General features: G+C 43.4%; 26 protein-coding genes. 13 read left to right on the top strand and 13 right to left on the bottom strand.

Annotated features, from left to right (window positions below; genetic code table 11):
- The first annotated feature begins 37 nt into the window (after nt 1–37).
- Genes MTTB_RS05240 through MTTB_RS05220 form a run of 5 tightly spaced genes read left to right on the top strand, consistent with a single transcriptional unit; the run spans nt 38 to nt 3,263 of the window.
- Nucleotides 38–748, top strand: coding sequence for a DUF2162 domain-containing protein (locus MTTB_RS05240; RefSeq protein WP_428343358.1), 711 nt, complete (start codon nt 38–40; stop codon nt 746–748).
- A 16-nt stretch (nt 749–764) separates the two neighbouring features.
- Entirely contained in the window at nt 765–1,445 is a 681-nt protein-coding gene (locus tag MTTB_RS05235) for a MotA/TolQ/ExbB proton channel family protein (protein WP_248563986.1), read from the top strand.
- Nucleotides 1,402–1,743, top strand: a complete 342-nt coding sequence (locus MTTB_RS05230) for a DUF2149 domain-containing protein (protein ID WP_248563985.1) — start codon at nt 1,402–1,404, stop codon at nt 1,741–1,743. Before MTTB_RS05235 ends, MTTB_RS05230 begins: the two co-directional genes overlap by 44 nt.
- Nucleotide 1,744: 1 nt before the next feature.
- Nucleotides 1,745–2,431, top strand: coding sequence for a HisA/HisF family protein (locus tag MTTB_RS05225; protein WP_248563984.1), 687 nt, complete (start codon nt 1,745–1,747; stop codon nt 2,429–2,431).
- Between the two features lie 7 nt (nt 2,432–2,438).
- On the top strand, nt 2,439–3,263 hold the full coding sequence (locus MTTB_RS05220) for a PfkB family carbohydrate kinase (protein ID WP_248563983.1): 825 nt from the start codon (nt 2,439–2,441) through the stop codon (nt 3,261–3,263).
- On the opposite strand, the gene MTTB_RS05215 is transcribed toward MTTB_RS05220, so the two are convergent.
- Nucleotides 3,252–3,455, bottom strand: a complete 204-nt coding sequence (locus tag MTTB_RS05215; protein ID WP_248563982.1) for a hypothetical protein — start codon at nt 3,453–3,455, stop codon at nt 3,252–3,254. The genes MTTB_RS05220 and MTTB_RS05215 overlap by 12 nt on opposite strands.
- A 151-nt stretch (nt 3,456–3,606) precedes the next feature.
- On the opposite strand from MTTB_RS05215, the gene pdxS reads away from it, so the two are divergent.
- Entirely contained in the window at nt 3,607–4,488 is an 882-nt protein-coding gene (gene pdxS, locus MTTB_RS05210) for a pyridoxal 5'-phosphate synthase lyase subunit PdxS (protein ID WP_248563981.1), read from the top strand.
- Nucleotides 4,489–4,534: 46 nt separating this feature from the next.
- Here the strand turns inward: pdxS and MTTB_RS05205 are convergent, their stop codons facing one another.
- The 3 genes from MTTB_RS05205 to MTTB_RS05195 form a co-directional block, all read right to left on the bottom strand.
- Nucleotides 4,535–4,873: a P-II family nitrogen regulator gene (locus MTTB_RS05205; protein ID WP_248563980.1), complete on the bottom strand. Its 339-nt coding sequence runs from the start codon at nt 4,871–4,873 to the stop codon at nt 4,535–4,537.
- Between the two features lie 13 nt (nt 4,874–4,886).
- Complete coding sequence (locus MTTB_RS05200; RefSeq protein WP_248563979.1) at nt 4,887–6,110, bottom strand: ammonium transporter; 1,224 nt, start codon at nt 6,108–6,110, stop codon at nt 4,887–4,889.
- Between the two features lie 108 nt (nt 6,111–6,218).
- Nucleotides 6,219–7,061: a 4Fe-4S binding protein gene (locus MTTB_RS05195; RefSeq protein ID WP_248563978.1), complete on the bottom strand. Its 843-nt coding sequence runs from the start codon at nt 7,059–7,061 to the stop codon at nt 6,219–6,221.
- A 107-nt stretch (nt 7,062–7,168) separates the two neighbouring features.
- On the opposite strand from MTTB_RS05195, the gene MTTB_RS05190 reads away from it, so the two are divergent.
- From MTTB_RS05190 to priS, 3 genes are all read left to right on the top strand, one after another.
- Nucleotides 7,169–7,441 carry a hypothetical protein gene (locus MTTB_RS05190; protein WP_248563977.1) on the top strand — a complete coding sequence of 91 codons (273 nt, stop codon included), beginning with the start codon at nt 7,169–7,171 and terminating at the stop codon, nt 7,439–7,441.
- A gap of 90 nt (nt 7,442–7,531) precedes the next feature.
- The gene (locus MTTB_RS05185) at nt 7,532–8,821 is read left to right on the top strand and encodes a DNA primase (protein ID WP_248563976.1); all 1,290 of its coding nucleotides are present in this window, start codon (nt 7,532–7,534) and stop codon (nt 8,819–8,821) included.
- Nucleotides 8,793–9,761: a DNA primase catalytic subunit PriS gene (gene priS / locus MTTB_RS05180; protein WP_248565280.1), complete on the top strand. Its 969-nt coding sequence runs from the start codon at nt 8,793–8,795 to the stop codon at nt 9,759–9,761. Before MTTB_RS05185 ends, priS begins: the two co-directional genes overlap by 29 nt.
- Here the strand turns inward: priS and cca are convergent.
- From cca to MTTB_RS05145, 7 genes are all read right to left on the bottom strand, one after another.
- The gene (gene cca, locus MTTB_RS05175; protein ID WP_248563975.1) at nt 9,758–11,128 is read right to left on the bottom strand and encodes a CCA tRNA nucleotidyltransferase; all 1,371 of its coding nucleotides are present in this window, start codon (nt 11,126–11,128) and stop codon (nt 9,758–9,760) included. The two genes, priS and cca, sit on opposite strands and share 4 nt — an antisense overlap.
- 4 nt (nt 11,129–11,132) lie before the next feature.
- The gene (gene thpR, locus MTTB_RS05170; protein ID WP_248563974.1) at nt 11,133–11,690 is read right to left on the bottom strand and encodes an RNA 2',3'-cyclic phosphodiesterase; all 558 of its coding nucleotides are present in this window, start codon (nt 11,688–11,690) and stop codon (nt 11,133–11,135) included.
- 10 nt (nt 11,691–11,700) lie between these two features.
- On the bottom strand, nt 11,701–12,621 hold the full coding sequence (locus tag MTTB_RS05165; protein ID WP_248563973.1) for an HPr kinase/phosphorylase: 921 nt from the start codon (nt 12,619–12,621) through the stop codon (nt 11,701–11,703).
- Between the two features lie 22 nt (nt 12,622–12,643).
- Nucleotides 12,644–13,768: a 3-dehydroquinate synthase II gene (locus tag MTTB_RS05160; RefSeq protein ID WP_248563972.1), complete on the bottom strand. Its 1,125-nt coding sequence runs from the start codon at nt 13,766–13,768 to the stop codon at nt 12,644–12,646.
- A 306-nt stretch (nt 13,769–14,074) separates the two neighbouring features.
- A complete protein-coding gene (locus MTTB_RS05155) occupies nt 14,075–14,863 on the bottom strand; it encodes a 2-amino-3,7-dideoxy-D-threo-hept-6-ulosonate synthase (protein ID WP_248563971.1) in 789 nt (262 codons plus the stop codon).
- A gap of 25 nt (nt 14,864–14,888) precedes the next feature.
- Nucleotides 14,889–15,416 carry a class I SAM-dependent methyltransferase gene (locus MTTB_RS05150; protein WP_248563970.1) on the bottom strand — a complete coding sequence of 176 codons (528 nt, stop codon included), beginning with the start codon at nt 15,414–15,416 and terminating at the stop codon, nt 14,889–14,891.
- Nucleotides 15,417–15,611: 195 nt separating this feature from the next.
- Nucleotides 15,612–16,469: a pantoate kinase gene (locus tag MTTB_RS05145; RefSeq protein ID WP_248563969.1), complete on the bottom strand. Its 858-nt coding sequence runs from the start codon at nt 16,467–16,469 to the stop codon at nt 15,612–15,614.
- A 116-nt stretch (nt 16,470–16,585) separates the two neighbouring features.
- Between MTTB_RS05145 and MTTB_RS05140 the strand changes: the two genes are divergently transcribed.
- The gene (locus tag MTTB_RS05140; protein WP_248563968.1) at nt 16,586–17,251 is read left to right on the top strand and encodes a histidinol phosphate phosphatase domain-containing protein; all 666 of its coding nucleotides are present in this window, start codon (nt 16,586–16,588) and stop codon (nt 17,249–17,251) included.
- Between the two features lie 89 nt (nt 17,252–17,340).
- The gene (locus tag MTTB_RS05135; protein ID WP_248563967.1) at nt 17,341–18,294 is read left to right on the top strand and encodes a zinc metalloprotease HtpX; all 954 of its coding nucleotides are present in this window, start codon (nt 17,341–17,343) and stop codon (nt 18,292–18,294) included.
- Here the strand turns inward: MTTB_RS05135 and MTTB_RS05130 are convergent.
- Both MTTB_RS05130 and aroD read right to left on the bottom strand, forming a co-directional pair.
- A complete protein-coding gene (locus MTTB_RS05130; protein WP_248563966.1) occupies nt 18,287–18,901 on the bottom strand; it encodes a S24/S26 family peptidase in 615 nt (204 codons plus the stop codon). The genes MTTB_RS05135 and MTTB_RS05130 overlap by 8 nt on opposite strands.
- Complete coding sequence (gene aroD / locus MTTB_RS05125) at nt 18,898–19,569, bottom strand: type I 3-dehydroquinate dehydratase (protein ID WP_248563965.1); 672 nt, start codon at nt 19,567–19,569, stop codon at nt 18,898–18,900. Before aroD ends, MTTB_RS05130 begins: the two co-directional genes overlap by 4 nt.
- An 81-nt stretch (nt 19,570–19,650) precedes the next feature.
- Between aroD and MTTB_RS05120 the strand changes: the two genes are divergently transcribed.
- On the top strand, nt 19,651–20,379 hold the full coding sequence (locus MTTB_RS05120) for a hypothetical protein (protein WP_248563964.1): 729 nt from the start codon (nt 19,651–19,653) through the stop codon (nt 20,377–20,379).
- A gap of 27 nt (nt 20,380–20,406) precedes the next feature.
- A complete protein-coding gene (sucD, locus tag MTTB_RS05115; RefSeq protein WP_248563963.1) occupies nt 20,407–21,264 on the top strand; it encodes a succinate--CoA ligase subunit alpha in 858 nt (285 codons plus the stop codon).
- Nucleotides 21,265–21,266: the final 2 nt, after the last annotated feature.

The following is a 21,266-nucleotide window of genomic DNA, read 5'->3' as shown; positions in this document are numbered from 1 at the left end:
ATATTAAATATTATATAATCAGAAAAGGGTGAAGAAATTGGATCTTGCAAACATCCTATGGGAAGCAGGAATATTATCAGTCATATTATTATTCGGCGCCAAAATAGGACTAGCAATGGGACTGGCGGGACTTTCCAAGAAAAAGGCGGCGGCCATAGCAATAGCCTATGCAGCCGGGATACTAGGACTCTCAGCCTTGGCAAACCCCTACATGGAAACATTACACCAATATTTCACAGAATATGCGTCCATAATGACAATAGTAATGGCAACTATTCTAATAGTGGCTGGAGCCTACACTATCAAAGAATGGAAACAACATCAAAAGAACACAGCCACAACCACTTGCTTGGCGATGATAGCTCCATGCCCATGCTGTTTCGGAGCCGTAACCCTCAGCATAATATTAATAGCACCATTGATAGGTGCCACAGCCCTTACAATAGGAAAATACGCCGCGATACTACTGGGAATATTCATAGGAATATTCTACTTCACGTCAAAGATCATAGCAAGGGCATCCAAAAGACCATATCCGATACTATTGGGTAATTTCATGTTATTCGCGGGCTTATACTTCCTAGCATCAGCCATAGTCTTGCCCAACATAAACACTGTACTATCCTCGAAAATGAGCCCTATCACAATCCCAAACCCCCAAACGCTAGCATATGCCATAATAGGCGCCATACTCCTTATAGGATTTGGAATGTTCATAAACAGGAAAAATAGCACACTAATAGATTAAATTGAGGTGATATACCATGGTCGCAGTACCAGGCAGTGAAATATTAAGCGCAGCCCTCCACGTAGTCTCCCAAAGCCTGCTCATACCAGTCATAGTTGGACTGCTACTATTCATGGGCTATGCTATAATATCACTGGGCGGTCTGCTCTCAGAATACTCCAACAGGATAAAAATAGAAGTAAATGAAATAAAAAATGCCATATTCTCAATGTCAAACCCGGGCAACCCAGAAAAGATAACAGAGATAATAGAACCCCTAAAGATCCCTGAAAGCCAAAAAAGGATCCTCACAGAAATCGCGAAAACAACGAACTTGAGCCCAAATACGAGAGAAGCCCTTGCAAGGAAACTAATAGAAGCAGAAGAACTAAAAATCGCCAAAAGCCTAGAAAAAACTGATATAATAACAAGACTCGGACCCACACTAGGACTGATGGGAACACTCATACCCATGGGCCCGGGACTAGCAGCCCTCGGAGCAGGAGACATACAAACACTAGCACAGGCGATAATCGTGGCCTTTGACACCACAGTCGTGGGCCTCGCAGCAGGGGGAATATCATATGTCATATCCAAGATAAGAAGAAGATGGTATGAAGAATACCTCTCCAATCTTGAAGCATTAGCAGAGACAATACTAGAGGTGATGAAGGATGCTACGCCGACGACGGCGGAGGCTGCTTGGAGGCCAAAATGAGGAGGACCCCATGGCAGGATCGGCCAACATAGTAGATGCAATGCTAGTACTTTCAGTGGGCTTCCTAATCTTCCTAGTAATCTCATGGAACATGCAAACTGTTGTATTCTCTAGCATGTCACCGGAAGAACGCCAAGCGGCCATGCAAGCCATTAAACAGGTAGTTGAAATACAACAGGGGAAAGAACTTAACACCACCCCCGAGGTTGTCTCGGGATCCGGCTCGGGCATGGTACAATTAGGCACAGTCTACCAGGACCCCCAGACAGGTAAACTCATCATGGTACAAGGAGCCTAAGATGATGGAAGTCATACCAGTCTTGGACTTGATGGGCTCATTAGCAGTCACAGGAAAATCCGGGAAAAGAGAAGAATACAAGCCACTAGAGAGCATATTCGCAACATCCCCAAATCCCGTGGAGATAGCATTATCCCTAAAAAGGGCCGGGGCAAGGAGAATATACATAGCCGATCTTGACGCCATCACAGGCCAGGGCTCCAACATCCAACTTATCCAGGAGATAAACCACCTAATACCTGTAATGGTAGACTTCGGAGTCCGTGACTTTAAAGGTTTTGAATTTGGTTTAAAGATAGCATGGCAGGTGATAGTCGCCACAGAAACCCTAAAGGACATCAACGAATTAGAAAAAATTTTTGAGGTTTTCCCAAGGTCAAGGATAGTGGTGAGTGTCGATACAAAAAATGGCCAATTATATTCTAAAAACCTTAACATGACACTAGAAGAATTCAGGGATGTGCTCATCCAATTAGACCCGGGAGAACTCATACTACTAGACCTATCAAGGGTCGGCACCCAACAAGGCATCAACAGGGGACTCATAAAAAAATTTGAAAAATTTGACATAATCCCAGGTGGGGGTATACGAGTCCAGGATATAAGGACACTATTGTCTATGGGTATAAGAAAGGTGCTTGCTGGCACAGCACTCCACCAGGGAAAAATCCCATTATACATAAGGTGAACCAACAGTGGGATACCTGCTAATAGGCCCAGTAACCCAGGACAAAAACATCATAGAAGGTAATGAGATCTTGAAGGTAGGGGGGCCAGTATACTACCAATCAAAGGTCTTCTCAAAACTTGGAATAGAACACGCAGCTATCATAACCCTTTCAAGGGAGGATAAAAAACTCTTGGATGAGTTCCCCCAAGAGACTATGATAATACCCCTCTGGGGAGATAATACGCTAGAATTTGAAAACAGATACTTCAACCATGGAAAGAGGATGCAAAGATCAAATTTCGCAAAAAATCCGATCACAGCAAAGGACATAAAACCCATGATCAAATATGAATGGGATGGTATAATCCTAGACCCTCTGGTGCCAACTGATATACCAATCCAGACACTCGAATTTATAGCGAACCAACAGGATAATATCTATCTGGGCCTGCAAGGTTATCTGAGAAGGGGAAAGGATGGTAGAGTATACCTCAGGCCACCAGAGAATATTAAGGGAATACTTGGAATGGTTGATAAAGTGTTCCTTGACGAAGAAGAGGCCGGGATCTTCAAACCCGACCTTGTAGAAGCTGCAATGTTTTTAGGATCCATGGGACCATCAGAGACCATAATCACTTGTGGCGAGAGAGGCTCCATAATATACTCTAATGGGAGAATATGGAGGATAAAAGCCGTCCCTGCAAGTAGGATCCTTGACCCAACAGGCCTAGGCGACGTATACATGGCAGCCTACATTCATATGAGGGAGAAAAGACCCCCAGGGGAGGCTGGGGAGTTCGCCTCATGGGTGGCCACGGAAAAAATAGAAGGCAAACTCCTAGACTCCTAATACGGCGCGGAGTATGATAAAGGGTAGGAGTCCCGCCCCGAAGAATAGGATTACCCCTACTAGTACTTGTTTTTTGTTCTCATCCATCATACCATCACAGATAAGGATTATGCTCAGAAATCCGAGGATAGCTGGTATAACATGAGAATAGAATATCGAACCCGTAAGTGTTTCCGCAACCAAAATAATCACTCCTATTCCCGGTATTATGGGGGATGATTCTATATATAGGTTTCCCTCACCCTCTATGATATACTATTCTATGGTGGGGAATAATATTATATGCCTTCAAGGTCAACCTATTATCACAGAGAATGTTCCTAAAATGGGAGGGTCAGATTTTATGTTACATGGTACTGAAGTTCTCAAGAAAGGTTTTGCAAAGATGACCAAGGGCGGCGTTATAATGGATGTGGTGGATAGTGAACAGGCAATTATAGCAGAGGAGGCTGGGGCGGTCGCGGTAATGGCCCTTGAGAAGGTTCCCGCTGATATAAGATCCTCTGGTGGGGTTGCCAGGATGGCTGACCCAAACAAGATAGAGGAGATAATGGATGCGGTGACCATCCCAGTTATGGCAAAGGTTAGAATAGGCCATTTTGTGGAGGCCCAGATACTTGAGGCCCTTGGAGTTGACATGATAGACGAAAGCGAAGTTTTAACCCCAGCAGATGAACGCTTCCACATTGATAAAAAGAAGTTCAAGATACCCTTTGTTTGCGGTGCGAGGAACCTTGGGGAGGCTCTGCGGAGAATAGACGAGGGGGCTGCTATGATCAGGACAAAGGGCGAAGCAGGCACTGGTAACATTGTGGAGGCCGTCCGTCACATGAGGATAATAATGGGACAGATAAGGGAGGTTAAAAACAAGGAGGAAGAAGAACTCTGGGAATTCGCGAGGAAAATAGAAGCCCCACTCAAGCTAGTAAGAGAGACGGCTAAACTTGGAAGATTACCAGTTGTGAATTTTGCAGCTGGTGGTGTTGCAACACCCGCAGATGCGGCTCTCATGATGCAACTGGGCGCTGATGGCGTGTTTGTAGGATCCGGGATATTCAAATCAGAGAATCCAGAAGCCTATGCAAAGGCTATAGTAGAGGCAACAGCACACTACGATGAACCAGATATCCTATTGGAGGTTTCAAGGGGACTGGGAGCGGCTATGCCAGGCATAGAAATAAGTGAACTTTCAGATTCTGAAAGATTACAGGAAAGGGGATGGTGAACCCCCCTTTCATTTTAAAAAAGTATAATCCCCCATGGGGGGTTATTTAAACGGCTTTTTCTCCTCTTTCTCCTGTTCTTATCCTTATCACGTCATCTACTGGTAATATGAAGATTTTACCATCACCGATATCACCTGTTTGGGCGCTTTTCACTATGGTGTCCACGACTTCTTCGACTTTATCATCGTTTATTATTATGTCAAGGCGTGTTTTAGGTAATAGGTCGATATGGTATTCTTTTCCACGATAGCTTTCTCTTATGCCAAGTTGTCTGCCACGCCCTTTTACTTCGGTCACGGTCATACCATAACATCCTACCTCAACAAGGTTATTTTTAACTTTTTCAAGTTTTTCGGGTCTTATTATCGCGGTTATAGCTTTCAATTTGCTTCCCCCTTTATAATCTGTATCCTGTCTCTTCATGTAGGTTTGTGTCAAGTCCTTCTATTTCTTCTTTTTCTGATACTCGTAATCCAATCGTCACATCCAATAGTTTACCTATGATTAATGTCACTATGAATGAATAGGCCATTACAACTACCACTGCTAGTACTTGCACGAGTAATTGTCCAGGGTTGCCATAGAATAGGCCTTTTCCAAGTTCATTTACGAATGGGGCTGCGAATAGGCCTGTTGCTATTGAACCCCAGAGGCCTGAGACTCCATGTATACCGAACACGTCCAGTGCATCATCATATCCAAGCTTTGGCTTTAGGTTGGATATTGCAAGGTATGAGAATATGCTTGTGATTAGGCCTATTATCATGGCTGCTGGTATTGTCACGTAACCTGCTGCTGGTGTTATGGCCACTAGACCTGCTATTGCACCGGATATTGCGCCTAGTAGTGTGGGTTTGCCTGTTTTAATGCAATCTAGGATTATCCATGATATCATAGCTGCTGCTGTTGCCGTGTTCGTTGCGAGGAATGCTGATGCTGCGAGGCCGTTGGCTGCTAGGGCTGAGCCAGCGTTAAAGCCGAACCAGCCGAACCATAGGAGTGATGCGCCTATCACTGAGTATCCAAGATGGTGTGGTAGGAGTCTTGTGTCTTTTCTTTTACCGAGTAGGTATACTAGGGCTAGTGCTGCTATACCAGAGTTTATGTGTACTACTGTGCCACCTGCGAAGTCGAGTGCGCCAAGTTGGCCGAGGAAGCCCCCACCCCATATCCAATGTGCCACTGGTACATATACTAAACTTACCCAGAGTATGACGAATGCTGTCCATGCTGAGAATTTCATCCTTTCTACTACTGCACCTGATATTAGGGCTATGGTGATGGCTGCGAAGGTTAATTGGAATCCTATGTAGATTAGGGCTGGTATGGTTGGTGCAAGTGTTGCGGGGGTGTTAATGTTGATATTGTTCATGAGGATGTTTGTTGGGTTGCCTATTATGCCGTGTATGTCTCCGCCGAATGCTAGCGGGTAGCCGTAGAGTACCCAGATTATGCTTGTTATTGCGAATGCTATGATGGACATGAACATTGTGTTTAGTACGTTTTCTTTTTTTGTTAGTCCGCCATAGAATAGGGCTACTCCTGGTACTGTCATGAGTAGTACTAGGCCTGTTGATATTAGTATCCAGGCTGTGTCGCCGGGGTTTATGGGTGTGTTCATATTTTTTCCCTCCAAAACTTATCGGAAACCGGAAGCCTTCTTCCGACAATATTGTTTTAGAAAACACACCATATATAAACCTTACGGACCATGCCAAAAAAATAAAATCTAAAGTGTCCCATACCTTCTTACATGATCCCAAGCCCGCCTATACTCAACCGGACCCTCACCATCATATATTGACATATCCATTCGATCAAATAATTTCCTATCCTCACCCACAGGACAAACTTTGATACAAATGCCACAAGGCGATTTATGTTTACTCCAAAGCTCCGCACTCCTCATAGCACAAAGTTTTTTATCTATAGGCGGCGGAAACTCACCCTTCACTTGTATGGCGCCCACAGGACAACTCCTCACACACCTAAGACACCTTGTACATAAATCATCAACCTTTAAAGGGTCAGGATCTATAGAAGCACCCGTGAATATTGAAGTGAACCTAACCCTCGGCCCATACTCCGGAGTCAAAAGAAGATTACTCAAGCCAAAAGAGCCTAAACCCGCAAGATAAGCAGCATGCTTATGGGAGAAAAAAGCAAAGGGCTTCTCAAGCAACACTTCCACCGTAGCATACCCATCCCTCGGCAGATAAATAGAAGGATAACCCTCCTCATTTAAAAAAACCGAAAGTTCATAAGCCCGCAGATCCAAAAGAGAATTCACAGTCTTATATAACTCATGATAATAGATAGATGGTGCGGTCTCCAATATAGGCAACTGGATGGGGAACCCTATCACAATAACAGTAGCAACCTCTGGGTATATCGACCGGGGATAGAACTCCTCAGGCATCCACCTAGAAAACTTGTGAGGAAGCTCCCTTGGAGGATCCTCCCACCTTTCAACTGGCGCGAAACCCACAAAGCCAATCCCAAACTCCTCACATTTTTTCAAAAATCCCCTCTTCAAAGACCGAGAACCCATAAAAAATAATCTTATAATCATTCACATATAACCCCTTCCATCTAAATCCAAAACCCCATGGGATCTCCACTCGGCCATTATCTTTATTTTATAGATTAAAAAAAGAAGATATTGGGGGTTTGATAAATTTGAACCCGGGAAAACTTGGGAGAATATTCATCATATTAATGATAGCGCTAATAGCCTACGGATCAGCATCAGCCATAGTATTATTTGCGGAAGTTCCAAGGATAGAAGCGCCGCAAATCATAAAAACACCAGAAGAGAAAATGAACATCATAGGAGATCCCACATTCCAACCAGTATGGTTGCAAAAACGTGCAATCCCCGTAACAAACAATACGACGATAATACAAAATGAGACCAACCAGACCAAGGAGACCAACCGATCAAGACAATAAAAAAAATCCCACATCGAATATTTTTTTGGGGTCCTCCCCTTAACAATGGGGGATGCACCTAAATTTATGAGGTAAGGGGAGACTAATAATATGATGTTTTTCATAAACCCATTCTCACAAGAGGCAAAAGAGCTTGTAAGGGATAGTGGAGATCTTGACAAGATCATAGAAGAGGATGCAAGGCTCATTAGTATCATAGAATATACCCGTGGTCAGAGACTTGATGATGATTCTAGGATACCGGGAAGCCTCTGGGAACTTTCGCTTAAAAGGATTGAATGGTACTTGGAAAAGAGGGGCCGTCGAAGGTATCAGCCAGGATATTATAGGTTCCTTTTCAACCCCGAAATAGCAGAATTTGATGTTATAGCATTCCATATACTCGCACAGGCCATAGGGGCGAAATTCAACCCAAATTCCAGGGAAAGCCGCATATTCATAGAATTAGAGGCCGAGATCGTGAAAGAAAGACTCTCGAGGATGGAAAATCGGGAAAGGGAGAGAGTAATATCCGGGATACTAGGGGAAATGTTAGATAGTGAAACACCACACTGGACCAAACTAGAAAAACTTCTAGAAAATAAGAGGATAAAATTAACCGAGCTAATCCTCAAAGATGGTAAAGTCATCCTAGACAAGTCAGCTACTGGGAGAACCCAACAAATAGTCAAATCCATAAGGGAAAATATCATACCAGCACTTATAATGCAAGAAACCCAAGAATACATTTATAAAATCCATGAGATGGCCGCGAAGATAGAACCACACCCCATACTAGCCGAATTAGCCGAGAAAATCAGGGAGAGGATAAGTCGAGAATTCTTCATCCCAAGGAAAACCAGCCCGGGAACGTTAAAAGCCTCCAAACTAGACTTTGACGCCTTCCCACCATGTATAAAGAATACCATAAAGGGCGTCCAAGCCGGTAACAGGAACGACGCCATAGTATTATTACTAACCGGGTTTTTATCCTATGCAAGATTATACCCTGCCGTCTTCAAGGAGAGGAAACCCCACAAGGTTTCAGACTTCGACCCAACCCTTAGTATAACCTTAAATGAAATACTGCCAATAATATATGAGGCTGCTGATAATTGCAGACCACCACTATTCCAGGACGACCCCCAGGAAAAACTTAACATCACAGCAAAACTAGGCTTCGGATTACATGAAACACCAAGCCTAGAAAATGAGGGGGAGACTAAATGGTACACGCCAATGAGCTGTGAAAAGATAAAAATACACCTACCAATATTATGTAAACCCGACAGTTTATGCGAAAAAATACAAAACCCCCTCACATACTACAACAAGAGAAGATGGCAAAAAAGAAAAGAAGAGGGTGATAGGGATATTCCAAGAGGCAACACCCGAAGATAGAAAAAAATATTATACAAGGGAATGGAGAATAGAAAAGATACCAGATTTTATAAGGGAAAATATCCACCTTAGAGAATTCGGATTCGACCATACAGGCCAGGGCCCCAGTGACAGGTACAGGTTCTTCCGTGACGAAAAACTCTTCACAAAATTCCTAAGGTATAGGGCTCCATATGCCGCCTACTCTTCCGTAGCATTATATGATAGGCCATGGAAACGTGAAGGTTGGATATCATCGGAACTGGTCTTTGATGTTGACGCCAAGGACATCCCAGTAAGGCCATGTAAATGTGATAACATATGCGAAAAATGTCTTGACCAGGCTAAGGAGATAGTGGCCATGATCACAGACACCCTAAGGGACGATCTCGGCCTACAAGAAATCCATATTATATACTCTGGTAGGGGCTATCATATACGTGTACTAGATCCTGTTGTACTTAAGTTAGATTCTGAGGTTCGAAGCCAGATACTAAGATATGTTATAGGTGGAGACGTCCCGGACTTGTCATACACGGGCTTGGATGGTAGTATACATGGTCTGGATCATTTCATGGTCCCGTTGGGTTATCCTAGTGTCTTCACGGAGAGGAGCCGTTATATTATCTTGCACTTGAGTGGAGATGAAAAAATCGAGGGTATAACACGTCAGACGATGAATAAAATCCTGGAATATAGGGATCTTATAAAATCCGATAAGTGGGGTGAATTTAAGGGTATCGTAGGACCTGAATGGGTGTATGATAAGCTCGTAAGGGGTGTTGCGAAATTGAATCTTCAACTGGTAGATGCTAGGGTGACAGTTGACCTTAAGAGGATATTGAGGCTTCCCAGTTCATTACATTCTAAAGTTAGTATGATCTGCACCTATGTGAGGGATCTTGAAAGTTTCGACCCCCTAGTGGATGCTGTGCCGGATTTTGTTAAGGAAAGAGTCTAGGATCTCCACAGGTGCTTCCCGGGATCTAGGAAAGCATCTAGGAATCTTAGGACTTCTTGTGAAGGTTCGCCCTTGAGGTATTCATTTATGTCAAGGATCCTGTAACCTTTCTTAAGCTCCTCTTTCACGTGTTTCCCAACTCCCAGGTATTCCACTCCCCTGAGGAGGCTTTTGAGGCATGTTTCTGGTTTAGTTGTTTTTCTTTTCCTCTCTACGAAAAGGCGGTCGCCTTCTACCCAGATCCTGTTACCATACTTTTTATGGAATCTCTTTGTGTGTTTTCTTGACCAGATCCTAGGCCCCATATGTCTTCTGTAGGCTGGTAGCTTCCATGTTTCAAATTCAAATATAATCAGGCTATTTTTTTCCTCGTCAGTCCAGTAGGAGCTCCTGTTCACCTTGAATCCTTCCATTGAAAGGTGTGATACTAGAGTGTCCATGGTTTTTTTCAGTTGGGGGTATAGGGTGTCTGCTGGCACATTGGGGGGGTTAAATTCTAGGATGATGCATTTACTCTTTCTTTCCTTGAATTTGGTTTGGATTTTCTCCTTATCATGTGAGTATTCCACTTCTTGGAAATAGTCTTCTTTTGGGTTTTCTAGGAAATTGCGCGCCACTATTATGAATTCTGAAAGTTTTTGTTGTGTGAGTGCTGCTGCAACATTCCTGTTCTTGTCTATGGGGTCTATGACGATTAGGGGATCGTTAAAGTATTTGCCGGTGCCGTGGTCTTCGATGTCTATTATTTGGCCTTTTCTCCATTTCAGTGCAGCGGCTTCCAACACTCTTTCGAAGTTCCTGTATACTATTATGAGTAGTTCGCAGAGGTAACCTGCGAATCCCCCTACTTTGAATTCTGATCCGTATGCTCCCAGGGCCTTCATAAACCTTTTGAGTAATAATACTTCTTTTATCTGTTCTTTTTTTAGGTTTTTTTTGATGTATCTTGTGTGTAGTATTGTCCGGTCTACTGCTGATTTGAGTTGTGAGGCGTCCTTTATATCGTAGCATGGTACAAGATCGACTTCGTATCCTTTTATGTGCCCGGTGACGTATGGGTGTGCGGCGTATCTTTCCTCTGCTTTACCATTCATGGCTTTTATGCATTCATAGCCGAGTTGTAGGCCATCTTTTTTGAGTTTTTCCTCTGATGTTTCGAGGGGGAATTTTATGAATATGTCGATGTCTGCTTCCCCTTTGAGCCAGGTGCCCTTGGCGACTGATCCTACGAGGGTGGCCTTGGCTTTTATATTCTTTTTTTCTGCTATCTGGTTTATTGTTTTGATTAGTTTGTTGGTGAATCTTTTAATAGCTTCTTTTTCTTGTCTTGTTGGTGTTATCTTTGAGAGTATTTTCTGGTAGTCCATTTTATCATAGTTTGAATGTTTTAATGGTGGTGTATGTGGGTCCTTCTGGTTTGAGTTCGCTTTTTTTTAGTTTTAATTCTTTTATTTGCATTTCCCCTATTTGGACGTTTTCAAGTTCTTCTATCTTTTCCAGTAGCCTGTCTTTGTTTTTTCCCCCTTTGACTCTGGCTATGGTAAGGTGTGGTATGTAGCTTTTTTCTTTCTTGAATCCTAGTCTTTTGAATTCTTCGTCGAGTGTTTTTTGGATTTCTGAGAATTCTTCGGGGTTCTTGGCTCCTAGCCATATTACCCTCATATAATTTTTATTTGGGAAGACCCCCACGCCTTCTATTTTAAGCTTAAATGGCTTGTATGATCCTATTTTTTTCTTTATTGTCCTTGAAAGTTTTTCTATCATATTATTGTTTATTTGGCCGAAGAATTTTAGGGTGAAATGTAGGTTTTCTGGTTCTACAAACTTTAGCTGGGCGTCAGCCTCTTCTAGGATCCTTTGGACTTCTATTATCTTGTCCTTGAGTGGGTTGTCCACGTCAATTGCAAGGAAACTTCTTATTTTCCCCATAATTTTGACCTCATAGTATGTTTTTTATCCTTTCCAGGCTCTTGTGGGGTGTTTCGATAGTGTTGAGTAGGTAGACTTCTATTTCTTGGAATATTTCCTTGAAAAATTTTAGTCTGAGCTTATATTTCCTCTCATCCCTTATAAGTTGGTGGGGGTTGCAGAAGTCATTCTCTTTCATATAATTGAGGGCTTCTCTGCTTGTAAGCCTATTGAATGGTTCATCCTCAGCATCTCTCTTAAGGAGTACTATGGCCTCGAGGTTGGATGATTCTCTGATCCTACCATTGAATAACCTGTTAACATCAGCTATCCCCCTCTTTTTCTTGTCCAAGCTCACCTCAGCTATAAGATCCTTGTATTCCCCCCAGGAATCTGCTATATCATCACGTATATAAGAATTTTTCTCTGAGGAGTATACCATTATACCATTCTCGAATATGCGGGTGAAAAACCAGTCATCAGAAACATAACTATACCTATGATCTAACAAGAGACCATAGGTGAGTGTTGTCTTCCCGGTTCCAGGGGGTCCTATGATCGCCAGGGCCTGCCCGCGACAGTCAACAGCAGAACCATGGACAGAGTATCTTCTATGCTCTGAATGGTAGTCTTCGAAGAAGTCTGCGATGGTGGCGAGTGCTATGCTCTTAACCCAACCATAATAGTCGCAGTTGAGGATTATGCTAGTCTTAGAGAGGGGCTCATAGAATACCTTGAAGGGTCCCCCATCTTCTACTGTGAATACTTTAGCGTGGGGTCTTATATCCTCGTTCATGAACTTGAAATTGTCCTCCCACTCTTCCTTGAAACTTTTATTATCTGTTAAAAGTTTGACACAGGCACCATGAATGTTAGCTTTCCTCTCGAAGTATACCTTCTCTGCAAGCTCCTCAAGCTTATTATCCTTTTCCTGGGGGCTTATAATCTCCACCTTATACGTAGATTACCCCACCCTACTTTTCGATTATAGCCTCTTTTATGGCCATTCCAAAGTGTCTTGCAGCTTCTTCAACATATACTAGTATCTTATCACCCTCTTTTAACTCTGAGACCGACACTGGCTCGCCTTTCTCGGTGACTAGGCGTATGGTCTCGGCGTTCTGTAGTAATGTTCTCAGTTTCATGCCCTCATATTCCGCCTCTACAAGGAGTAGGGGCCTCTTTTCGATTTTAACCCTGCCAACTATGGCCGGTCTTGTCTTCCCATCCTTGTCAACAACTAAAACCTCATCTCCTGCTTCAAGCTCTGAAAGGTATTTGGTTTTATGGCCTGGTGTCATCACATACGCATGTACTGGGCCGGCGTTAACCCTGAATGGTCTTGATTCTACGTATTCGCTTTCTAGGGATTCGCTGTGGACTAGGAATAGTCCCTGGGAGTAGGAGCCTATGAGCATTCCCTCTCCAATGTCCATTATTGAACAGGTGTCTACGCAGACTCTGTCACCTGATCCTACCGGTTCTAGCCTTGTTATAGTGGCTGATTTGAGTTCATAGTAGCCCATCTTTATATCTTCGATTAATTTCGCGATCTTTTTTATCTGTGATGGGTCCTCTGGTTCTATGAGAACCCCATCGGTTCCATGTTCCAGTGTCTCCAGGGCTGTTTTAGCTTCTTTTTCATCCGCTACCGCGGCTACTAGTTTAACGTCTTCACCTTGGAGGTCTGCTATTATATTTTCAAGGGGTATTATCTTCCAGTCTTTTCCTACTAGGATGAGGTAGTCCACTGTCTTGCCAAGGAGCCTTGCAAGCTCCTCATACCTTTTACCCTTTATCTCCACGTAGGCTGCTATGGGTTTTCCCTGCCTTTTAAGGCTCTTTGCGGCCATGATATCCTTTGAATCTTCTAGGTTGCTGGGTAGTGGGAATGTGCCGTCTCCTTCACCGTTAACCCCTACTAGTATGATGTCGGCGTCTTCGTCATCGGCTATGACTTTTATGTTTCCAAGTTTGTGTATCCTTTCAATGTCTTCCCGGTCTAGCACATGGTCTATGCCCGATTCGAGAGCGGTGGTTATGAAGGTTTTTTTCTCTTCCCATTCGGTTTCTGGCGTTTTTATCCAAGCAAATTTCATCTTCCATGCCCCTACTGGAGACTTTATCCGGAGGGGCTTTTCACCTCCAAATGATTTTAAAGCTATGTTTGGGTACTTGCCGTTGAAGGCGTTCTAAATTTTCAGTGTCAGGAGCATAGGGTTGTGATTGTGGGATTCTAAAATGAAAGCCTTCCCTCGTAGGGTCTCCTGGTGGCCTCCATCCCTCCTGTTGTGATTGTGGGATTCTAAAATGAAAACTGTGTGGTGGTGTCCCCACTGGCATACTTTGTTATCCTAATATTTAAGGGTCGCTTGTAGGCCCCCCCTAAATGGGTTGTTTACATATTATAGCATTTTGAGTGCTTCATCGACTTCTATTTCATCGTGTACTATGGCTGCTATGGCCTTTGTCATGTTTTTTGGGGATTCTGCCTGGAATATGTTCCTTCCAATGGCTACTCCGGCCCCGCCAGCTTCCACTGAATCTTTAACCATCTGTAGTAGTTCTTCTTCTGTTTCGACTTTGGGTCCTCCTGCTATGACTACTGGTACTGGGCATCCTTCAACAACTTCTTTGAATGTGTCAGGGTCTCCTGTGTAGTTGGTTTTTATGATATCTGCTCCGAGTTCTGCCCCTGCTCTTGCTGCGAGTTTAACGACTTCTGGGTCGTGTTCGTCTTTGATTTTTTTGCCTCTTGGGTACATCATTGCTATGAGTGGCATCCCCCACTCGTCACAGGTTTCCGCTACTGTTCCAAGTTTTAATAACATTTCAGGTTCTCTTTCGGATCCTACGTTGACGTGTACTGATACCGCGTCTGCTCCAAGTTTCAGGGCCTTTTCTACGGAGGTTACGAGGACTTTATGGTTTGGGTCTGGTCCTAGGCTTGTGCTGGCTGAAAGGTGGACTATCAGGCCTATGTCTCTCCCGTATCCTCTATGTCCTGTTACAACTATCCCTTTATGTATTAGGACTGCGTTGGCTCCGCCTGTGGCTACCTGGTCTATTATCTGTGTCATGTCCAGTAGGCCGGGGACTGGGCCTATTGAGACCCCGTGGTCCATTGGTACTATGACTGTTCTGCCTGTTTCACGGTTTATTATTCTTTCCATTCTAATTATTTTACCTATCATATTATTTACCTCCCCGATCTTACCTTTATAATTTTTCAGACCAGAGCTTGAGTTCTTTTAATCTTGGAGGCACACCACCTTGGCTACTTGATTCGAGCCAACCTTGGGTTGATGCTAGGTCCTCATCCATCTTTGAAGAGTTTGCAAAATCTAGCAGTCCCCTGTTCCTTATGATGGATGCTCTTGGTTTTAGTGTTGAGGACCATATGAAGTATACTTTGAATGTTGTGTCTGGGTGATAGCCACCCCCAAGGTCCACTACTAGGACGTCACATGATTTTATTTCCTTGTGGACTTTCTCGAGGGTTTCATGGCGTCTAACATCCCCCATGATGAACTTGAGGTGTGGGTATTCCATTTCAAGCTTCTTCATGGCCTCATATGCTTGAGGGCTCTTGTCAACGGCTATAATCCTCCCCCTTGGGTTTTTTCTTGCGATTATCTTCGTTGAACCGCCTACATGTGATCCTAGTTCTACTACGGTATCGTCTTCCCTTATAAGATCCTTGAGGGTTTTCCTATAAATTCTAATGTCATATACTATCTTTATCATTTTAGGGGGACCCCCCACAGAATGGGGAAAATCCAAGGTTTGGATTGATCCTTTATATACTATAAGTGTGGGTTGATTAACAATATATAATTTTTTTAACATCTCCCCAGAGGAAGAACTTCACATATAACAGGAGGGTTTTTCTAATCCATTATTGATATTCACCATTTTTGCAGCGTCCAATTTACCCTTTGGTTATTTAAGGAACTTGACGCCTTTTGAGTCTATTTTGGCTATGATGGGATCTGGTAAGCTTGTGTCAGGATACTCTGAGAGGGCGAATATTGTGTCCCCAAGCATTGCCATTGAAGCCCCTATAACCTCGTCTTTGACTATTTCAAGGCTTTCTTTCACATTTGAGGTTAAAAGTTTAGTCTTCTCTGCGAATTCATGGGAGAGTCGCATAAAATTTTCTGGCCGGGGATCCGCGATCAGTCTTGGCAGCATCCCAGAACCTATAAGGTTTATCATCCTTTTTTTCTTGGGATCTTTGAGTATCGTGGTTGTGTCAAGTTCGCCGAAGGCTTTGCATATCACATATAATGGTTCATGGATTATCTTATCGGTTAAACCATAACCTGGAGCACCCTCCTTCAACCTTAAGACTATACCACCAACCGATTCTCCTATAACATCCCCTAATCCTGTTTTAAGCTCCACCTCTGCTTGGTGGGCTATTGAAGCGGCTTCATTGAAGGTTATGGGGAGTTCTAATATCCTAGCTATGCCAAGGGCTGTTCCAAGTGCGCAGGCGGCTGATGCGCCGAACCCGCAACCCATGGGAACATCAAGACTATAATGGATCCTAAGCCCCTCTATGGTCTCTGATTTCTCCCTGAGCAATTCTATTATCTTAAATGTTATATTGGAGGGATCATAGTTACCATCAACCTTTACTTGGATTTTATCAGCTCTTGATGATCTGACAGTGGTTATAACGCCCTTGTCTATTGCAACCCCAGCACCCCTCGACCCTGTATAAAGGGGATTCTTATGCTCCACTATCTGAAAAAAGCCTGTTATATGTGATGGGACAAAAATCATAGTCTTCATATTCTCTCCCCGTGCAAGGCCGTGAGCTGATAAATTATAAATAGTCTTATACTATAAAAGTGGTTAGTATCGGCACCCCACATATTCTCTGGGGATAAGCTTTTGGGGGGCTAAATATGAAGAGGATAGATTTGCACACTCATAGTCTGCTGAGTGATGGTGAACTTCTACCATCAGAGATTGCAAGGCGCGCTTGCGTACTGGGACACGAGGCTGTGGCCATAACAGATCATATAGACGCATCTAACATAAACACTATAGAGTATCTTATAGATGCGGTTTCTGATGTGAATGAGAACTGGGATATTAAAGTGGTCCCAGGGGCCGAGATTACACACGCACCCATAGAAATAATAGACAAGCTCGCATCAAAGGCTAGACGTTTGGGGGCCGAGATCATAGTAGTCCACGGTGAGACACTAGTCGAACCCGTTATAGAAGGAACTAACCAGGCGGCAGTGGAATCCCCCGAGGTTGACATATTAGCCCATCCAGGCCTTATAGGCTATGAAGAGGCTGAAATGGCGAAGGATAATGGTATAACCTTAGAGATAACTTCGAGGAGTGGACATTGTCTTTCTAATGGTCATGTTGCGACCGTCGCAGTGGAGGTGGGGGCTTCACTTGTGATAAACACTGACACCCACCACCCAGGGGACCTCATAGACTATCATATGGCATACAAGATAGGTCTTGGCGCTGGAATCCCAAAAAAGGAACTTAAAAAAATCCTAGAGGATAACCCTAGGAGGATACTCGAAAGGAATGGGATAAAAATCTAAACCATTTTAGTTACAGAAAGTAATAAATACTAAAAATCATCATATAAATTATATCAAAGATAAATACCCACGAGGAGGTATAACCCGAAATGAGAAGAATAGGCACTTGGAAACTGAAAATTAGAATGTTCCTAGCAACAATATTCCTATTCGCCATAATCTATGCCATACTCATGCTGATAGGACACGTTATGGGATTTGGAGGCCCACTATTCTACATGTTACTAGGCCTTGGCATTATACTATTACAATATCTTATATCACCGAGCATAGTTGAGGCCACAATGCGCGTAAAGTATGTTTCACCCGAGGAAGCCCCAAGATTGCATGCTATGGTGGAAGAACTCGCGATAAAAGCCGGCATACCCAAGCCAAGGGTTGGAATAGCGGATATAGGGATACCAAATGCCTTCGCCTTCGGGAGAACGAAATCTGATGGGCGAGTCTGCGTAACAAGTGGAATATTACGGTTGTTAGATGAAGAGGAGCTTAAGGCCGTGCTAGGCCATGAGATATCCCATATAAGGCACAATGACATGATAGTCATGACCTTCATAAGCGCAATACCCTTGATATGCTATTACATTTACATAAGTTCAATATTCAGCAGAGACAGGGACATGGGCTTAATAGGATTGCTGGCCCTTGCAGCCTACCTTATCGGACAACTGGTAGTCCTATTCATTTCAAGGGTCCGTGAATATTATGCAGACTATGGTAGTGTTGAGATAGGAGGCCAACCACACAAACTGGCAAGTGCACTCTACAAGCTCGTGTATGGGTCAGCAGCCTCAAAGGAGGATGAAATAAGGGAAGTTGAAGGTTTGAAGGCCTTTTTTGTGAATGATGTTTCTCGTGCAACCTCTGAGATAGAGGATCTGCGCCAGGTGGATCTTGACATGAATGGGACCATAAGTGAAGGGGAACTACAACAGATAAAATACAGGGATGTGAAGATAGGTGCTGCTGCGAGGATAATGGAATTGCTTTCAACACACCCAAACATGTTAAAGAGGATAAAGAGGCTCTCAGAGCTCACATAACCTCTTTTACAACTCCTATGATATCTGAACGGTGGACCCATGTGTTCAATGGTACCCTGATTACCATGGTAGTCCCTGTATAGACTTTTTCAACATTTTTATTGTCGCTTATGAGATATACCTTGTCCCCTTCTATTTTCCCCACCCTTTTCACGATCAGACCATATTCTGGATGTTTCGCCACAACAATATCCCCTACTTTGAAGTTTTTCGTCTTTAGGACTATTAGTCGCTGACCATCCTTTAAGGTTGGATACATTGAGTTTCCCTTGACTATGGCGGGCATGGGGAGTTGGTCAACACCGAACTGTGATTTTAACTGGACGTTAACATTATTGTAACCATACTTTGAGGCTATATTTTTCACATCAGCTTTTATGGAATCAACTGTGCTTTCAGGATCATCTATGACCGTTTGTATGTAATCTGCAATCTCTTCTTCCATGCCAGGTGGTGTTGGGTTAAAAAATAGTGTGGAACTTTTAACGGTGACGCTAGTACCATCGGTTTCTATGATTATGTCAAGTGTTTTGTTCTCGTGGATGTATAAGCCTGTTGCAATGGCCACAACCAGCAATAATAGTATTAGAATGTATGATTTTCTCATACTATTTTCTCCTTGGGTTTTAGTTCTTTGAGTATTAGGCGGGTTTTCTCGATCTCTAATTGGCCTGGTGCTGAGGGTTTTCCACCTGTTGCGTATGTTATGGGTGACCCGAATAATGGTGTGATGATCCTGGTATATTTTCCGAGTTCACCCATTGATATTGCGATCAGATCATCCTCTTTGGATGATAGTTCTAGTATGGTTAGTGTGTCTTTTATGGTGTTGGGCATCACAGCTACCTTGGCTATGTGCCCTATCCTTTTTTCCTCTTTCACTATCCTTGATAATCTTTCTAGGGTGGGGGTTTCATGGAAATTGTGATAGGATATGATCTTTTTTACTGGAAGTTCTATGATTTTTTTGAGTTCTTCTTTTTTTGTCCGTAATTCTATGTCAACATATTCTGCTTCTTCTGCAGCCGCGGCTAGTAGTTCTATCCTCTCTTTCTCCGAGCCTTTAAATAATCCTCCTTCTTCTGATGACCTGTTGGTGGCTATGAAGGGTGATTGGATGTTACCTGCAAGTTCCTTGATCTTGGCCTTTGATGGGTTTTTTATGGCGTCTATTCGAATTTCTAGTATGTCCGCGCCCCTTTGTGTATATTCTGTGGCTATTTTAGGTATTTCTTTTATGTTTTTTTCCATTATTGGTGCGCATATAAGGGTCAATGTTAATCCTCCGGAAGGATAATATTATATTTTAATCTAAAATTATCCTTAGCAATAACATTATTGTATTTGGTGATCTTGTTGAAGATAGTTTCTATCGGAGCTGACATATCAGGGAATGATACAAGCTGTAGCATGGAATTGATAAGGAAACTAGAGGCTGACATCCCAATATTGGTGGATTTGGGAGCCTACAAGGCGGCTTTAACGAATATAACAGGGGATGATGTTGTTATAAGCGCCTTTGTAGAGGATGGGATAACCGCGAAGATAAACAGGGCCATAGTCCACATCCTAAGGGAAAATTCAGAGGATATGGGGGACCTTAAGGGGATATCAGGCACCCCGGAGGGTGCCGGTGAAGGCATATCCTATGCAGAGGCTAAAATAAGACAGGACAGATACCCGGATGCCATCATACTATCCTTCGACACATACGGTGGCGAAGAATTCGTATCAGATGTTGCCAATTCAACCATCAAAGCCGCCAGGGGCATGGATGGTGTTACAGACGTCAGCGAAGAGATAAAACCAAGAACCAGGAAAATACCAGGGGTAGGCTACGTGTCAGAGAAGACAGACGACCCGGTTGTAGCAGCCACAATAGAAGACATGGAAAGCATAGGCGTCGTCGCAGGGGCCATGCTAGGCGCTGCACTAGGCAACAAGAACGTCTACCTCGTAAGAAGAGGGGCACCATCACACATAATACCTGGAAGCGTCATAGTATCAGCAACAGCCTTCCTAAACGGTAACATAATAGACCTGGCCGCACCCTTCGAAGAAAGAACAAGAATACTAAAAGTATAAAAAAAGATCCCTTTGGGAGGGGTTAATATGATAATATTAGATGAGAATACAAGATGCCTCGTACAGGGCATAACCGGAAAACAAGGATCCTTCCACACCCGCCAAATGCTAGATTATGGTACAAAGATCGTGGCAGGTGTAACACCAGGCAAAGGAGGCCAAGAACTCCTAGGAGTTAAAATATACAATTCGATAGAGGAAGCCAAGGAAGAAACAGATGTAAACGCATCAATAATATTCGTACCAGCACCATTCGCAAAGGACGCGGCATATGAGGCCATAAAACACCTAGACCTCGTAGTCATAATAACAGAGCACATACCAGTCCATGACTCAATGCAGATCATGGAATACGCCAAGAGAATGAAAACAACAATCATAGGCCCTAATACGCCAGGTATAATCACACCTGGTATAGGAAAATTAGGTATAATGCCAGGGCACATATTCCGAGAAGGGGACATTGGGATAGTCTCAAGGAGCGGGACACTAACCTATGAATTCGCCCACCAGATCACAAACGCTGGCATGGGACAGAGTACATGTATAGGTATAGGGGGCGACCCGATAATAGGACTAACATTTGCCGATGTCCTTAAAAAGTTTGAAGAGGACAAGGATACCAGGGCAATACTCATGATAGGGGAAATCGGAGGGGACGCCGAGGAAAGAGCAGCAGAATATATAAAAGAACACATATCAAAGCCTGTCATGGCATTCATAGCAGGTAGAACAGCACCCCCTGGGAAAAGGATGGGACATGCTGGAGCGATCATAGAGAGAGGTGCCGGGACAGCTGAAAGCAAAATAAGAGCCCTTGAAAAGGCGGACGTCCAAGTAGCTGAAAAACCATCGGACGTCCCAGAAATGCTAAAAAAACTATAAGG

Origin of the sequence: Methanothermobacter tenebrarum, assembly GCF_023167465.1 — an archaeon.
Lineage (GTDB): Archaea > Methanobacteriota > Methanobacteria > Methanobacteriales > DSM-23052 > Methanothermobacter_A > Methanothermobacter_A tenebrarum.
Note: the sequence above shows the minus strand (reverse complement) of the source record. Positions and strands in the feature narration are given on the sequence as shown.

Coding starts and splice junctions, on each gene's coding strand:
- MTTB_RS05235 (WP_248563986.1), top strand. CDS start 765: ATGGTCGCAGTACCAGGCAGTGAAATATTAAGCGCAGCCCTCCACGTA.
- MTTB_RS05230 (WP_248563985.1), top strand. CDS start 1,402: ATGCTACGCCGACGACGGCGGAGGCTGCTTGGAGGCCAAAATGAGGAG.
- MTTB_RS05225 (WP_248563984.1), top strand. CDS start 1,745: ATGATGGAAGTCATACCAGTCTTGGACTTGATGGGCTCATTAGCAGTC.
- pdxS (WP_248563981.1), top strand. CDS start 3,607: ATGTTACATGGTACTGAAGTTCTCAAGAAAGGTTTTGCAAAGATGACC.
- MTTB_RS05200 (WP_248563979.1), bottom strand. CDS start 6,110: ATGAACACACCCATAAACCCCGGCGACACAGCCTGGATACTAATATCA.
- MTTB_RS05195 (WP_248563978.1), bottom strand. CDS start 7,061: ATGATTATAAGATTATTTTTTATGGGTTCTCGGTCTTTGAAGAGGGGA.
- MTTB_RS05185 (WP_248563976.1), top strand. CDS start 7,532: ATGATGTTTTTCATAAACCCATTCTCACAAGAGGCAAAAGAGCTTGTA.
- cca (WP_248563975.1), bottom strand. CDS start 11,128: ATGGACTACCAGAAAATACTCTCAAAGATAACACCAACAAGACAAGAA.
- thpR (WP_248563974.1), bottom strand. CDS start 11,690: ATGGGGAAAATAAGAAGTTTCCTTGCAATTGACGTGGACAACCCACTC.
- MTTB_RS05160 (WP_248563972.1), bottom strand. CDS start 13,768: ATGAAATTTGCTTGGATAAAAACGCCAGAAACCGAATGGGAAGAGAAA.
- MTTB_RS05155 (WP_248563971.1), bottom strand. CDS start 14,863: ATGATAGGTAAAATAATTAGAATGGAAAGAATAATAAACCGTGAAACA.
- MTTB_RS05150 (WP_248563970.1), bottom strand. CDS start 15,416: ATGATAAAGATAGTATATGACATTAGAATTTATAGGAAAACCCTCAAG.
- MTTB_RS05145 (WP_248563969.1), bottom strand. CDS start 16,469: ATGAAGACTATGATTTTTGTCCCATCACATATAACAGGCTTTTTTCAG.
- MTTB_RS05140 (WP_248563968.1), top strand. CDS start 16,586: ATGAAGAGGATAGATTTGCACACTCATAGTCTGCTGAGTGATGGTGAA.
- MTTB_RS05135 (WP_248563967.1), top strand. CDS start 17,341: ATGAGAAGAATAGGCACTTGGAAACTGAAAATTAGAATGTTCCTAGCA.
- MTTB_RS05130 (WP_248563966.1), bottom strand. CDS start 18,901: ATGAGAAAATCATACATTCTAATACTATTATTGCTGGTTGTGGCCATT.
- sucD (WP_248563963.1), top strand. CDS start 20,407: ATGATAATATTAGATGAGAATACAAGATGCCTCGTACAGGGCATAACC.